This window comes from Pseudomonas sp. LH1G9 (assembly GCF_002949975.1).
GTDB lineage: Bacteria > Pseudomonadota > Gammaproteobacteria > Pseudomonadales > Pseudomonadaceae > Aquipseudomonas > Aquipseudomonas veronii.
Window position 1 is genome coordinate 3,950,539 of sequence record NZ_CP026880.1, and the last position, 13,811, is coordinate 3,964,349.

At 60.9% G+C, this 13,811-nt stretch carries 13 protein-coding genes and 1 pseudogene; 5 read left to right on the forward strand and 9 right to left on the reverse strand.

Annotation, left to right across the window (positions count from 1 at the left end; genetic code table 11):
• Window positions 1-46: 46 nt before the first annotated feature.
• From C5F70_RS18365 to C5F70_RS18400, 8 genes are all read right to left on the reverse strand, one after another.
• Window positions 47-580 carry a hypothetical protein gene (locus C5F70_RS18365; protein WP_104903829.1) on the reverse strand — a complete coding sequence of 178 codons (534 nt, stop codon included), beginning with the start codon at window positions 578-580 and terminating at the stop codon, window positions 47-49.
• A complete protein-coding gene (locus C5F70_RS18370) occupies window positions 577-1,215 on the reverse strand; it encodes a phage tail protein I (protein WP_104903830.1) in 639 nt (212 codons plus the stop codon). The genes C5F70_RS18365 and C5F70_RS18370 overlap by 4 nt, the downstream gene beginning before the upstream one ends.
• Window positions 1,212-2,207 (reverse strand): baseplate J/gp47 family protein, encoded by a 996-nt coding sequence (locus C5F70_RS18375; RefSeq protein ID WP_017844645.1) that lies wholly within the window; start codon window positions 2,205-2,207, stop codon window positions 1,212-1,214. The genes C5F70_RS18370 and C5F70_RS18375 overlap by 4 nt, the downstream gene beginning before the upstream one ends.
• On the reverse strand, window positions 2,204-2,536 hold the full coding sequence (locus C5F70_RS18380; protein WP_017844644.1) for a phage baseplate protein: 333 nt from the start codon (window positions 2,534-2,536) through the stop codon (window positions 2,204-2,206). Before C5F70_RS18380 ends, C5F70_RS18375 begins: the two co-directional genes overlap by 4 nt.
• A 9-nt stretch (window positions 2,537-2,545) precedes the next feature.
• Window positions 2,546-3,157, reverse strand: coding sequence for a phage baseplate assembly protein V (locus C5F70_RS18385; protein ID WP_102617348.1), 612 nt, complete (start codon window positions 3,155-3,157; stop codon window positions 2,546-2,548).
• Between the two features lie 3 nt (window positions 3,158-3,160).
• Entirely contained in the window at window positions 3,161-3,676 is a 516-nt protein-coding gene (locus tag C5F70_RS18390; RefSeq protein WP_104903831.1) for a hypothetical protein, read from the reverse strand.
• A 20-nt stretch (window positions 3,677-3,696) separates the two neighbouring features.
• Window positions 3,697-4,041 carry a phage holin family protein gene (locus tag C5F70_RS18395; RefSeq protein ID WP_017844641.1) on the reverse strand — a complete coding sequence of 115 codons (345 nt, stop codon included), beginning with the start codon at window positions 4,039-4,041 and terminating at the stop codon, window positions 3,697-3,699.
• Window positions 4,042-4,750: 709 nt separating this feature from the next.
• Complete coding sequence (locus C5F70_RS18400) at window positions 4,751-5,485, reverse strand: XRE family transcriptional regulator (protein ID WP_026139757.1); 735 nt, start codon at window positions 5,483-5,485, stop codon at window positions 4,751-4,753.
• A gap of 197 nt (window positions 5,486-5,682) precedes the next feature.
• Between C5F70_RS18400 and mutS the strand changes: the two genes are divergently transcribed.
• A complete protein-coding gene (gene mutS / locus C5F70_RS18405) occupies window positions 5,683-8,274 on the forward strand; it encodes a DNA mismatch repair protein MutS (protein WP_026139756.1) in 2,592 nt (863 codons plus the stop codon).
• Window positions 8,275-8,416: 142 nt separating this feature from the next.
• Window positions 8,417-8,740: a ferredoxin FdxA gene (gene fdxA, locus C5F70_RS18410; protein ID WP_003222178.1), complete on the forward strand. Its 324-nt coding sequence runs from the start codon at window positions 8,417-8,419 to the stop codon at window positions 8,738-8,740.
• 498 nt (window positions 8,741-9,238) lie between these two features.
• Here the strand turns inward: fdxA and apbC are convergent, their stop codons facing one another.
• Window positions 9,239-10,333: an iron-sulfur cluster carrier protein ApbC gene (gene apbC, locus C5F70_RS18415; RefSeq protein ID WP_046384535.1), complete on the reverse strand. Its 1,095-nt coding sequence runs from the start codon at window positions 10,331-10,333 to the stop codon at window positions 9,239-9,241.
• A gap of 171 nt (window positions 10,334-10,504) precedes the next feature.
• On the opposite strand from apbC, the gene metG reads away from it, so the two are divergent.
• The 3 genes and pseudogenes from metG to rsxB form a co-directional block, all read left to right on the forward strand.
• The gene (metG, locus tag C5F70_RS18420; RefSeq protein WP_104903832.1) at window positions 10,505-12,556 is read left to right on the forward strand and encodes a methionine--tRNA ligase; all 2,052 of its coding nucleotides are present in this window, start codon (window positions 10,505-10,507) and stop codon (window positions 12,554-12,556) included.
• A gap of 103 nt (window positions 12,557-12,659) precedes the next feature.
• Window positions 12,660-13,232, forward strand: coding sequence for an Rnf-Nqr domain containing protein (locus tag C5F70_RS18425; protein WP_017844634.1), 573 nt, complete (start codon window positions 12,660-12,662; stop codon window positions 13,230-13,232).
• A gap of 17 nt (window positions 13,233-13,249) precedes the next feature.
• A pseudogene (gene rsxB, locus C5F70_RS31585) lies at window positions 13,250-13,621 on the forward strand (electron transport complex subunit RsxB); the annotation flags it as partial.
• Window positions 13,622-13,811 lie beyond the last annotated feature (190 nt).

Below are 13,811 nucleotides of genomic sequence, written 5' to 3' on the forward strand. Positions count from 1 at the left end.
AAAAACTCAGCCATTAATTCGGATAAGTCCCAAGACTAATGGAACCCTATACTTTTCGCTCACCTTCAATTACACGAAACAACAAACCGACACCTCGCGCCATATTATCGATACTCGCTGCCGATAGTGCCGCCAACTCCTCAGCCAGCAACACATTCAGGTTTTCACTCCCCACCACAATCGTCACGCTCTCCGCCGGCAACGGCGAAACATCCAACGTGAACTTCTGCAGCACCCGAGCCGCCGCCGCTTTATACGTCAGCAACTTCCCAGCTACCGAATACACCGCCAACAACGTCCCACTGGCGAGGTAAAAACCGAACTCACCAATCTCATACTCGCCATCGCCATCGAACAGCGCGGCCATCCTGAGTTGGCGCTCGCCCAAGTCCTCGTAATCCACAATCGCCACCCGCTGGCGCTCGTCACGCAAGGCCACTTCCGTGCCGTCTGGGTTGTAGCGGCCGGTGCCGGCGCCGATGTGGGTGATTTCGCCTTTCAAGCCCTGGTTCTTTGCCTGCAGCACTTCATCCAAACCCTTGGAGGTGAAGCGCACCAGGCGCGTAATGTCATCTGTCATGGCTGCGCCCTGAGGTCGTAGTCGTTAATGGTGTAGTGCCGGGCAACGCCAGCACTGTTAAGTCGAGCGCCCAAGGCAAGTTCGGGTAACGCGCCTTGCAGGCTTAACTCGCTGTCGTTAAACGGGGCGTGGACAATCGCGGTCAGGCCAAGGCGTGCTTGTGTCTGGTGAACCACGGTAATCGTCGCCTGGTCGCGCTCGCTCTTCGCGGCGTCGATACGGCGGATCAATCGGTTATGGTCACCGCTGGACCAACTGCGCCCGATGATCGCCTGCACATCGAAGGTGTAAGGCAAGCCCTGCGGCCGCTGTTGATACCAGGCGCTGATGTTGGGGCTGAAACCCAGCGACTCCACCGCATAACTCAAAGCCTTGGGCGTGCCGGCCTGGCGCTGGATCTGCCAGGACAAGCCCACGGTGAGGCGCTTTTCCGTTTCGCTGGCATCCGCGTCCCATTCGCTGACGCCTCGGTCGGCGGCCAGGTAAGGAAGGAATTCGGAGGGTGTTTGCAGCGGGTTCATCAAGGCCGGAAACGGCGGCATAATCCGCTCGAGCAACCTGCCAAACCCCAGGTCCAACGCTTTCTCCAGCGGTGAGCTATTGGCGGGCAACAGACTCGGTTTGGGCTCACTCATAGCGTGCGTACCTCCACCTCGACACCCGTGCAATACGGCGCCTGGAACGCCGAGCAGACAATCGGTGCCAGCGGTTCGAGGATTTGCAGCTGCGCCGCTCCGGCGCTGTGGATGGCGTAGTCGATCCAGCTCGGGTCGACGCGCCCTTCCAGGCGGTGACAGGATTCGGCGTAGGTTTGCAGCAAGCGTTGCGCGGCCACTTGGGTCAGGCCCGAGTCCGGGCCGGCGTTGATCTTGGCCACCACGCGAATCTTGTAGCGTTGGATCTGCGCACTTTGGACAGTGACGAGATCAGTTTCCGGCCGTACATCGGGGCGTGCGAAATGTCTGCGCACGCCGTCAAGCAAATCGGCGGAAGCGGTTCCATCGCCGTCCCTGGACAGCACCGTCACCATCACCTCACCGGGGGCGGTGCGTCGGCCGCTGCCATCCTTGACCTGAGCTGCGTAGCCATCCGGGTCGAAGGTATAGGTGACCGTGACCACACCCGGTGTCGCGCTTTCTACGTTAACCGCAGGTCGTTCGCCGAGGGTGAACACCTCGCGGCGATACTGCATGCGAGAACCCGCCGCCGGCGCGTGGGGCGCCAAGTAATAGCGCAAGCGTGCGTCGTCGTCGCTTTCCAATGTCGGCGGCACCGGCGGGAAGGCCGCCGGGTCGCCGGGGTCCAGCACCTGGCGCTCCAGGCCCATATCGGCCAGGCGTGCGTCGAGGTTACTGCCGGTGGCCCACCACGCCAGCATCTGCTTGATGCGTGCGTTGTACTGGCGTTCGTGGGTTTGCAGACGCACGCAAAACGCTTCCAGGGCCAGGCTCAGCAGTTCGCTTTCGTTATCGAGGCTGACCTTGAGTTTGGCGGCACTTTGTGGCGCGCGGGCGGCGACGTAGTCGATGACGAACGCCTTGAATTGCGCCAGCAACGGCTCGAACGCGTCGACGGCAATGATAGCCGGCTCCGCCAGTTGGTTCTGGCCAGGGATCAGCATGCTCATGTCATAACCTCGAAGGATTGTTGGCGGTTTTTCCACGTGCCGGCAAACCGCAGCAACAGACCGGCGCCCTGACGACTGGCGACGATGACCTGGGGTTGAAAGTCGGCGATGCCGTTCTCGACGTTGTAGAACGCTTTGGCGGCGTGGCTTTGGGCGAGGATCAAGAGGTCGTCGCCGAGGTTCTGCCCGAGCAGTTGGGGGATCAGCGAGCCGTACAACGGGCGCTTCTGGCGAGTGCCCACGGGGGTGGTCAGCGCTCGGGTGGCACGCTGTACGAATTGCAGCCAGTCATCGACCGCTGCCCCGGTATTCCTATCGATTCCGATCATGGCAAATCCTTATGCGGTGCTGATCACGCGGCCTTGGTGATCCACCAGCGGGCCGCTCAAATGCACGCCGCCGGCATCCAGCAGCACACCGACGGCGCCGAGTTGCAAGGTGATGTGCTTGGCGCTCATCTGCAGCGTGGCAGCGCCGACCTTCGCCTCGACCTGTTCGCGGGAACCGCTGAACACGGTGGGCCCGTTGGTCCAGTTGAATGTGTGGCTGGCGTCGTCATAGTCACTTTGCGTCCCGTCCTGGTGGCGGCGCCGGGTCAACGATGCAACGCTGGAGACCGGCGGAAACAGGCTACTGTTGAGGCCGAAAAGCGCTACCGACTGCGCAGCGCCTTCCCCACCGCCATAGTTGAGCAACAAACATTGCTCGCCCACTGACGGGATGCGCGTTTCGGTCTGCGCCCCCGCGCTGGGGTTGAAAAAACCAATTGCCGGGGTAAGCAAATCGCCGTGGCTGACGATGCAGGTATTGCTGGCGGCGTCGACCTGCTGGCATATGCCGATCCGACAAAAGCTTTCAGCGCGTCGGTACAGGTCTTCGAGCTGGGCCTCCATTTCCGCCAGGCGCTCGACGATCGGTCCCAGTTGCATGCGTAACAAAGCATCGAACATGGACTACTCCTGCAAAGGTCGGTATTGGTCAGGATCGTCGATATTCGAGACTTCCCACGTGCAGGCAAACAGCGGTTTTCCGGTGGGATCTTCGAGTATCGGCGGGCCGAGGTAGATGTTTTGGGTAAAGGACACTGTCCAACTGTCGTAGTCGGTTTCGGCACTGCCCTGTAGGGTCGGCGCCGCGACGATGGCGCTTGGCAGGTCACACTGGTCCGACGGCAGACCCCAGCGATTATCGAGGGCCAAATCCATCAATTGACTGGCCAGGTCGCAGGCGTCGTAAGGCGCCGAACCACTGACAACCCTGGCCACGAGTGACACCGACAGTGCATGGGCCTTACGCCCTTCAAGGGATCGAACGCCGGGGCCGTTGCGTTCCACGGTAATCAGCACGCCGGTTTTATCCCCGGTGCCCTGGAAGTCCTGGTGGTTGCCCACACGCAATTGTGGGAAGGCGCCCTTGAGCGCTTCGCCAATTGCGATGGGCAGTTGGGAAGGTTTTTCGATAGATGTCATCAGTCGCGTCCTTGCAGCGGTTACTGCTGATCCGGGCGGGAGGGCGGGGCCTCGTCGACGCCAATGCGCTTGGCCGCCCAACGTTCATAAAGGCCAATGGCGACGTCTGCACCGGCCATGGCTGTCAGGCAGCCGAGGGCGCCGGCGGTCCAGATCGACATGCCGGCGGCGTACAACAGCATCAACGCCGAGACCCCGCAGACCATGCACGCCCCAGACCGCAGTGCCAGGCGCCGGATCAGCGACCAACCACGGGCGCCCTCCTTGTCGGCTCGCCACATTTCGCCAGAAACTCCGCCGATCAGCGCCAGTACGATCACCAGCCAGATAGGCATTTCCGCTAACGCTTGCTGCTCGTTTGTCATGTCACGCCTCCTGGCTGAGCAATGCCGGAAAAATGCCGGCGTTTGGGTAAATCCATTTATAGGTAGGCATTCCAAAAAGCCCGGTTGCCCGGGCTTTTTGGAATGCGGTCCTGTGCCCAGCCTCACCCATACGATCCTCTTGTGAGGAGTGGCTGTTGTTGAGCGGCAACGCCGCATGGCGACAAAAGACGCCTTCAAAAGGGTCAGTATGGGTGAGGCTGGGTACTCGATCTTTCGGCGCTACTGGCGCGGTACGGATCTTTCCTCAATGTTTTTCCGACCACGATCCCTGTCTGCCGGATAACTGCTTCTGGTGCTTTACGCTGCACACCCGGGTCAGTTGCCAACCCTCTGAACCGTCAAGGCCGGTTCATCGCTGCCTGTTCTTGTAAAACGGTGAAACTAAAGAGCGTCGGCATCCTTGCCGGTGTTACCTGGCATCCCTGCCATCGCTTCGATGGCGTCCGTGCCGATGTTGCGTGCCTTCCTTGTCGTTCCTGGCAGCATCCTTGCCACCTCCACCGAGCCTTGTTGGCCGGCTTGAGACAAAGAATATGCATGTATGCATATACAGTCAATGCACAAATGCATTTATTTTTGCCGAACAAATGCACTAATACATTGGAAGCCTTGCTGACAAAGGGTTTGATGCCTTTCTACAGACGAAAAAAAGCCCGCTGATTGGCGGGCTTCGTCTTACGCAAAAAGGTTAACGGGCGTACATGCCCCACCAGAAGACATGACCGAGGATGCTGATCTGTTCATCCTGGATGTCCTGGAAGCTGTAGTCTTCGTCCGGGTGCTCATCACGGTTGAAACTGCGCAGGCGAATCCCGGAAGGCAGGCGATAGAGCTGTTTGACCCGCAACTGACCATTGTGATTGATGGCGTACAAGTCGCCATCGACGATGTCGCCAATCGCACTCTTGCCCGCATTCACCCCCACCGTCGCGCCATCACGCAGCACCGGTAACATGCTGTTGCCGCGCACCGTCACACACTTGGCCTGGTCGAACTGCACACCGTTATGCCGCAGGCTGCGCTTGCCGAACCGCAGGCTGGCCTTCTCGCTTTCCTCGATGACGAATCTTCCTGATCCAGCAGCCAATTCAACCTCACGCAGAAAGGGGATCGACACCTCGTCGTCATTCACGGGGGTGTCGTCATCCCACAGGCTTATGTCCTTGAGTTCCGAATGCATCGGGTCGCGCCCTTCATCCCGCGAAACGCCCACCGCCGCGCGCCCGCGCAGTTGGTCGGTGCTGACGCGGAAGTACTCGGCAATGCGCGAAATATGCTTGTCCGAAGGGTCAACGATCTTGCCGCTGAGGATCCGGGACAGCGTGGATTGAGGCACGCCGGTACGCCGGTGAAGCTCCGTGGGGGAGATCCGGTCGCGGTCCAGCAGTTCTCTTAAGACGATAGAAACGTTGCGTTTTTGCATAAAGCGGATAGTGACGACAGATTTGAAGCTTGGCAAATGCTAATTTGCATTGACCATGCATTTTTTATGCACTCACCGTGTCTTTTGAGCAGGCCTGCGAAGGGTCGACCTCGCGTGTTAACCTTGCCGCCATCGCAAAATCAGCCGGGCCAAGTGCCCCCTTTGCCACTCCTTTTAACGAATTCGCTAATTATCTGATGAGTAAAACCACTTCCGATCTGTCCTCCCACACCCCAATGATGCAGCAGTACTGGCGCCTGAAAAACCAGCACCCTGATCAGTTGATGTTCTATCGCATGGGCGATTTCTACGAGATCTTCTACGAAGACGCGAAGAAAGCCGCCAAGTTGCTGGACATCACCCTGACCGCGCGTGGGCAGTCGGCGGGGCAGTCGATTCCGATGTGTGGGATTCCTTACCATTCGTTGGAAGGCTACCTCGTCAAGCTGGTGAAGCTGGGCGAGTCGGTGGTGATCTGCGAGCAGATCGGCGACCCGGCCACCAGCAAAGGGCCGGTTGAGCGTCAGGTGGTGCGTATTATTACGCCGGGGACGGTGAGTGATGAGGCGCTGCTCGATGAGCGTCGCGATAACCTGATCGCTGCGGTGCTCGGCGACGAGCGCTTGTTCGGCCTGGCGGTGCTGGATATCACCAGCGGCAACTTCAGCGTGATGGAGACCAAAGGCTGGGAGAACCTGCTGGCGGAGCTGGAGCGTATCAATCCGGTGGAGCTGATGATCCCGGATGATTGGCCAAAGGACCTGCCGGCGGAACGTCGTCGTGGGACCAAGCGTCGCGCGCCGTGGGATTTCGAGCGTGATTCGGCGCTGAAAAGTCTGTGCCAGCAGTTCGCCGTGCAGGACCTCAAGGGCTTCGGTTGCGAAACCCTGACCCTGGCCATCGGCGCCGCCGGTTGCCTGCTCAGCTACGCCAAGGAAACCCAGCGCACCGCCCTGCCGCACTTGCGCAGCCTGCGCCATGAGCGCCTGGACGATACCGTGGTGCTCGACGGCGCCAGCCGTCGCAACCTGGAGCTGGACACCAACCTGGCGGGCGGGCGCGACAACACGCTGCAATCGGTGGTCGACCGTTGCCAGACCGCCATGGGCAGCCGCTTGCTGACGCGCTGGCTGAACCGTCCGCTGCGCGACCTGACGGTGCTGCAAGCGCGGCAGACGTCGATTACCTGCCTGCTCGACGGTTATCGCTTCGAAAAGCTGCAGCCGCAGTTGAAAGAAATCGGCGATATCGAGCGCATCCTCGCGCGGATCGGCCTGCGCAACGCACGCCCGCGCGACCTGGCGCGCCTGCGCGATGCCCTCGGCGCCCTGCCGCAGTTGCAAGCGGCGATGACCGAACTGGACACGCCGCACCTGCAACAGCTGGCCGTCACCACCGGCACCTACCCGGACCTCGCGGCCCTGCTGGAAAAAGCCATTATCGACAACCCGCCGGCGATCATCCGCGACGGCGGCGTGCTCAAGACCGGTTACGACAGCGAACTGGATGAACTGCAGTCCCTGAGCGAAAACGCCGGGCAGTTCCTGATCGACCTGGAAGCCCGCGAAAAAGCCCGCACCGGCCTGGCCAACCTGAAGGTAGGCTACAACCGTGTGCATGGCTACTTCATCGAGTTGCCGAGCAAGCAGGCCGAGCAGGCGCCCATCGACTATCAACGTCGTCAAACCCTTAAAGGTGCCGAACGCTTCATCACCCCTGAGCTGAAAGCGTTCGAAGATAAAGCGCTGTCGGCCAAGAGCCGTGCCTTGGCGCGGGAAAAGATGCTGTATGAAGCACTGCTCGAAGACTTGATCAGCCGCCTCGCGCCACTGCAAGACACCGCCGCCGCCCTGGCCGAGCTGGATGTGCTGAGCAACCTGGCCGAGCGTGCGCTGAACCTTGACTTGAACTGCCCGCGGTTTGTCAGCGAACCCTGCATGCGTATCGTGCAGGGGCGCCACCCGGTGGTGGAGCAGGTATTGACCACGCCGTTTGTCGCTAACGATCTGTCGCTGGATGACGAAACCCGCATGCTGGTGATCACCGGTCCGAATATGGGCGGTAAATCCACCTACATGCGCCAGACCGCATTGATCGTGTTGCTCGCGCATATCGGCAGCTTTGTGCCAGCGGCCAGTTGCGAGCTGTCCCTGGTGGACCGCATCTTCACGCGGATCGGTTCCAGCGATGACCTCGCCGGCGGCCGCTCGACCTTTATGGTGGAGATGAGCGAAACCGCGAACATCCTGCACAACGCCACCGAGCGCAGCCTGGTACTGATGGACGAAGTCGGTCGCGGCACCAGCACGTTCGACGGCCTATCCCTGGCCTGGGCGGCGGCCGAGCGCCTGGCGCACCTGCGCGCCTATACGCTGTTCGCCACCCACTACTTCGAACTGACCGTGCTGCCGGAAAGCGAGCCGCTGGTGGCCAACGTGCATCTCAACGCCACCGAGCACAACGAGCGTATTGTGTTCCTGCACCATGTGCTGCCAGGGCCGGCCAGCCAGAGTTACGGCCTGGCCGTGGCGCAGTTGGCCGGTGTGCCGAACGACGTGATCACCCGCGCCCGCGAGCACCTCAGCCGCCTGGAAGCCACCGCCCTGCCCCACGACACCGTGGTCGCCAGCCCGAAGAAGAGCAACAGCAAATCCAACGCGCCACACCAGAGCGATATGTTCGCCAGCCTGCCCCATCCGGTGCTGGATGAATTGGCAAAACTTGACCTGGACGACTTGACACCGCGAAAAGCGCTGGAAATGCTCTATACACTGAAGACACAGATCTAACGCAGACGCTTGCAAGCTGATATTATCTCGCGCGGTTTGGGATGCTGCGGGCTTTTAGCCTGGCTCGCAGATTATCGCTCTCAAACCTCGCGGGCCCCACCATAAGGGGTTTCGCTGCCGCCGCCTGAGGAGAAAATTAGAAATGACCTTCGTCGTCACCGACAACTGCATCAAGTGCAAATACACCGACTGCGTAGAAGTCTGTCCGGTGGACTGCTTCTACGAAGGCCCGAATTTCCTGGTGATCCACCCGGATGAGTGCATTGACTGCGCCCTGTGTGAACCTGAATGCCCGGCCGTCGCTATTTTCTCCGAGGACGAGGTCCCGGAAGATATGCAGGAATTTATCCAGTTGAACGTCGAACTGGCGGAAATCTGGCCGAACATCACGGAGAAGAAAGAGTCGCTGCCGGATGCGGAAGAGTGGGATGGCGTAAAAGGCAAGATCAAGGATCTCGAGCGCTGACAGCGCCGCAGCCCAACAAAAAAGGCCCCTTGCGGGCCTTTTTTGCGTTCAGGGGCAGGCATTTCACTTTTCTGCAGGCGAAAAAAGGGGCGGTATGACCCGCCCACATTTTTTCCCTAGTCCCTGTATTCCTTTTTCATCATCCTGATGAATCGCATCCTGCGACGTTCCTTCAAACCATCGTTCCTTGATGGCTGTGTCAATCCGTGGACACAGGACTGATAGTAACCAGTTCCCAGGGAAGTACAACGCAACCCAACCCGTCGCCTGCCGAGCTTTCGCTCTCGCGAGCCAATAAATAATTGTTATATTTCAATTGATTAGAAATATGGCCAGACAATTTGAGACGTCCGGAAGCGCAAAAAAAACCAAACACTTACGCGAGAGTAAGCAAATGCTTACACGAGCAACTGCGTAAGAGCCTGGCAAGCGATACCTGGCCGTTCGGCGGACAAGAAAAAGCCCCGACAATAGCGGGGCTTGTTTCCTACGAATGACTCAGTCGTCGCTGACTGTAATCGTCGGCATGGCCGGTGAAGCCGCTTCTTGCAGGACAATCCGCGCGCCCACGTGACGCGCCAGTTCCTGATAAACCATGGCGATCTGGCCATCAGGCTCGGCCGCCACTGTCGGTTTGCCACCATCGGCCTGTTCGCGAATCACCATCGCCAGCGGCAGCGAGGCCAGCAGTTCGACGCCGTACTGGGTCGCCAACTTCTCGCCGCCCCCCTCACCGAACAGGTGCTCGGCATGGCCACAGTTGGAGCAGATGTGAACCGCCATGTTTTCCACGACGCCCAGCACCGGGATGTTGACCTTGCGGAACATTTCCACGCCTTTCTTCGCGTCCAGCAACGCCAGGTCCTGCGGCGTGGTCACGATCACCGCACCGGCCACCGGGACTTTTTGCGCCAGGGTCAGCTGGATGTCGCCGGTGCCTGGCGGCATGTCGATCACCAGGTAGTCCAAATCGCCCCAGGCGGTCTGGGTCACCAGTTGCAGCAAGGCGCCGGAAACCATCGGCCCGCGCCACACCATCGGCGTGTTGTCGTCGGTCAGGAACGCCATGGACATCACTTCCACACCCAGCGACTCGATGGGCACGAACCACTTCTGGTCCTTGATTTTCGGGCGGGTGCCCTCGGCAATGCCGAACATCACGCCCTGGCTCGGACCGTAGATATCCGCGTCGAGAATCCCCACGCGGGCGCCTTCGCGCGCCAGCGCCAGCGCCAGGTTGGCCGCCGTGGTGGATTTACCCACGCCGCCCTTGCCGGAGGCCACGGCCACCACATTCTTCACGTTGGCCAGGCCGGGGATCTGCGCCTGGGCCTTGTGCGGCGCGATCACGCACTGAATGTCGACCTTGGCGGAACGCACGCCGTCGAGGCCTTCGATGGCCATTTGCAGCATCTGCGCCCAGCCGCTCTTGAACAGACCGGCGGCATAGCCCAGTTCCATCCGGACCGACACCTGGTCGCCCTGGATCTCGATGGCGCGGACACAACCGGCACTGACCGGATCCTGGTTCAAATAGGGGTCGGTGTACTGGCGAAGAACGGCTTCCACCGCTGCGCGATTAACGGCGCTCATGGGCTACTCCCGAAAAAGACTGACTGAAACAGGCGGCTATCCTAACCGTTCCAGCGGCTTAACGGCATGCTTTCGCAGGTTGGGAAGATGCTGAAACAGCGCCACGGGGTGAAATATATTTGCCGGCGCTTTATAGTGGCCGACCTCCGTTTCATCGAGTAGCCGAGCCCCATGTCCGAGCCACGCAAGATCCTCGTCACCAGCGCCCTGCCCTATGCCAATGGTTCAATCCATCTTGGCCATATGCTTGAGTACATCCAGACCGACATGTGGGTGCGCTTCCAGAAGCATCGCGGCAATCAATGCATCTATGTCTGCGCGGACGACGCCCACGGTTCGGCCATCATGTTGCGCGCCGAAAAGGAAGGCATCACCCCGGAACAACTGATCGCCAATGTGCAGGCTGAACACAGCGCCGACTTTGCCGAGTTCCTGGTCGACTTCGACAACTTCCATTCGACCCACGCCGACGAAAACCGCGAGCTGTCGAGCCAGATCTACCTGCGGTTGAAGGACGCCGGGCACATTGCCACGCGCTCGATCACGCAGTATTTCGACCCGGAAAAGAAAATGTTCCTGGCCGACCGCTTCATCAAGGGCACCTGCCCGAAATGCGGCACCGAGGACCAGTACGGCGACAACTGCGAAAAATGCGGTGCCACCTACGCCCCCACCGACCTGAAGAACCCCAAGTCGGCGATCTCCGGCGCCACCCCGGTGCTCAAGGATTCCCAGCACTTCTTCTTCAAGCTCCCGGATTTCCAGCAGATGCTGCAAACCTGGACGCGCAGCGGCACCCTGCAGGACGCCGTCGCCAACAAGATCGCCGAATGGCTGGATGCCGGGCTGCAACAGTGGGACATTTCCCGCGATGCGCCGTACTTCGGCTTTGAGATCCCAGGCGAGCCGGGCAAGTATTTCTACGTGTGGCTGGACGCCCCGATCGGCTACATGGCCAGCTTCAAGAACCTGTGCAAGCGCACGCCGGAGCTGGACTTCGATGCGTTCTGGGGCAAGGACTCCACCGCCGAGCTGTACCATTTCATCGGCAAGGACATCGTCAACTTCCACGCCCTGTTCTGGCCGGCGATGCTCGAAGGTGCGGGCTACCGCAAGCCGACCGGCATCAACGTACACGGCTACCTGACCGTCAACGGCCAGAAGATGTCCAAGTCCCGTGGCACCTTCATCAAGGCGCGCACCTACCTGGATCACCTGTCGCCGGAATACCTGCGCTACTACTATGCGTCCAAGCTGGGCCGTGGCGTCGACGACCTCGACCTGAACCTGGAAGACTTCGTACAGAAGGTCAACTCGGACCTCGTCGGCAAAGTCGTCAACATCGCCAGCCGTTGCGCCGGTTTCATCCACAAGGGCAACGCCGGTGTGCTGGTGGCCGAGAATGCCGCGCCGGAACTGACCGACGCGTTCCTGGCCGCCGCGCCAAGCATCGCCGACGCCTATGAAGCCCGCGACTTTGCCCGCGCCATGCGCGAGATCATGGGCCTGGCCGACCGCGCCAACGCGTGGATCGCCGACAAGGCACCGTGGTCGCTGAACAAGCAGGAAGGCAAGCAGGCGCAAGTCCAGGCCATCTGCGCCACCGGCGTCAACCTGTTCCGCCAGTTGGTGATCTTCCTCAAGCCGGTGCTGCCGTTGCTGGCCGCGGATGCCGAGGCGTTCCTCAACGTCGCGCCGCTGACCTGGAACGACCACGCCAGCTTGCTCAGCAACCATCAATTGAACGAGTTCAAGCCGCTGATGACCCGTATCGACCCGGTAAAAGTCCAGGCCATGAGCGACGCGTCGAAAGAAGACCTGGTCGCCAGCCCGACCGACACCGGCGAATCGAACCCGGCCGGCAACGGTGAACTGGTCAAGGACCCGCTGTCCCCGGAGATCGAGTTCGACGCCTTTGCCGCCGTTGACCTGCGGGTTGCGCTGATTCTCAAGGCCGAAGCCGTGGAAGGTGCCGACAAGCTGCTGCGCCTGACCCTCGATATCGGCGACGAGCAACGCAACGTGTTCTCCGGGATCAAGAGCGCTTATCCGGACCCGTCCAAGCTCAATGGTCGCCTGACCATGATGATCGCCAACCTCAAGCCGCGGAAAATGAAGTTCGGTATTTCCGAAGGCATGGTGATGGCGGCCGGCCCCGGCGGCGAAGAAATCTACCTGCTGAGCCCTGACAGCGGCGCCAAGCCGGGTCAACGCATCAAGTAAGCCCTGCAAAACAGCCCTGTCGTCGCGGCGACAGGGCTTTTCAGCTAGTACCCCCTTCTCGCTTGCCGGATAATCAGGCCCTGTTCGCTTAACCGGCATGCCCATGACCGATATGCTCCTCACCCTTGTCAGCGCCGCCCTGATCAACAACCTCGTGTTGCAGATGCCGTTGGCCGTCGACCCGATATTGGCCGCGCATTCACGCTCGCGGGTGCATGCATTGGGGATTGCCACCACCGTGTTGATGGCAGTGAGCGGCGTGCTCGCCTATTTGCTGGATCACTACGCGCTGCAACCGTTGGGGTTGACTGCCCTGCGGCTGTGGGTGTTTTTACCGCTGACCGCGCTGCTGATCCGCCCCGTGCTCGGCGCGCTCACGCGCCTGCGCCCGACGCTGCCGACGGAAGGGTTATGGCCGCTGCTGCTGGGCAACGCCGGGGTACTGGGCGTGGTGTTGCTGGGCATTGAAGACGATGAGGGGCTGGCGCACATGGCGGCACTGAGCGTGGGCGCCGGGCTCGGCTTCTGGCTGGTGCTGAGCCTGTTCAGCGACTTGCGCCAGCGCATCGCCGACAACGACATCCCGCTGCCCTTCCGCGGCCTGCCGGTCGAACTGATCAGCGCCGGGCTGATGGCGGTGGCTTTTCTGGGTTTCAACGCAATGATCAAAGCATGAGCCTGATTCAACATATCGACGCGCTGCTCCCGCAAACCCAATGCGGCAAGTGCGGGCACCCGGGCTGCAAGCCCTACGCCGAAGGGATCGCCCAAGGCGAAGCCATCAATAAATGCCCGCCCGGCGGGCAGGAAACGATCGGCGCGCTCGCGCAGTTGCTGAACGTGCCGGTACTGGCACTGGACACCAGCCGCGGCGAAGCGCCACCACAGATTGCCTACATCCGTGAGGCCGAATGCATCGGCTGTACCAAATGCATCCAGGCCTGCCCGGTGGATGCGATTGTCGGCGCGGCCAAATGGATGCACACCGTGATCATCGACGAATGCACCGGCTGCGACCTGTGCGTCGCGCCCTGCCCGGTCGATTGCATCGAGATGCGCCCGCTAGTGGCGGTGCTGCCGATTGTCGGCGGCCTGGCGACCAACGACCACGAGCGCCGCGCGCGCGGCTTGAAGCGAGACCGCGCACGGCGACGCTTTGAGCAACGCAACGCGCGCCTGCAACGGGAAGAAGAACACAAGCAGGCCGAACGCCTGGCCCGCGCCAAGCGGGCCGCGCCGTTGGCCACCGTGCCGA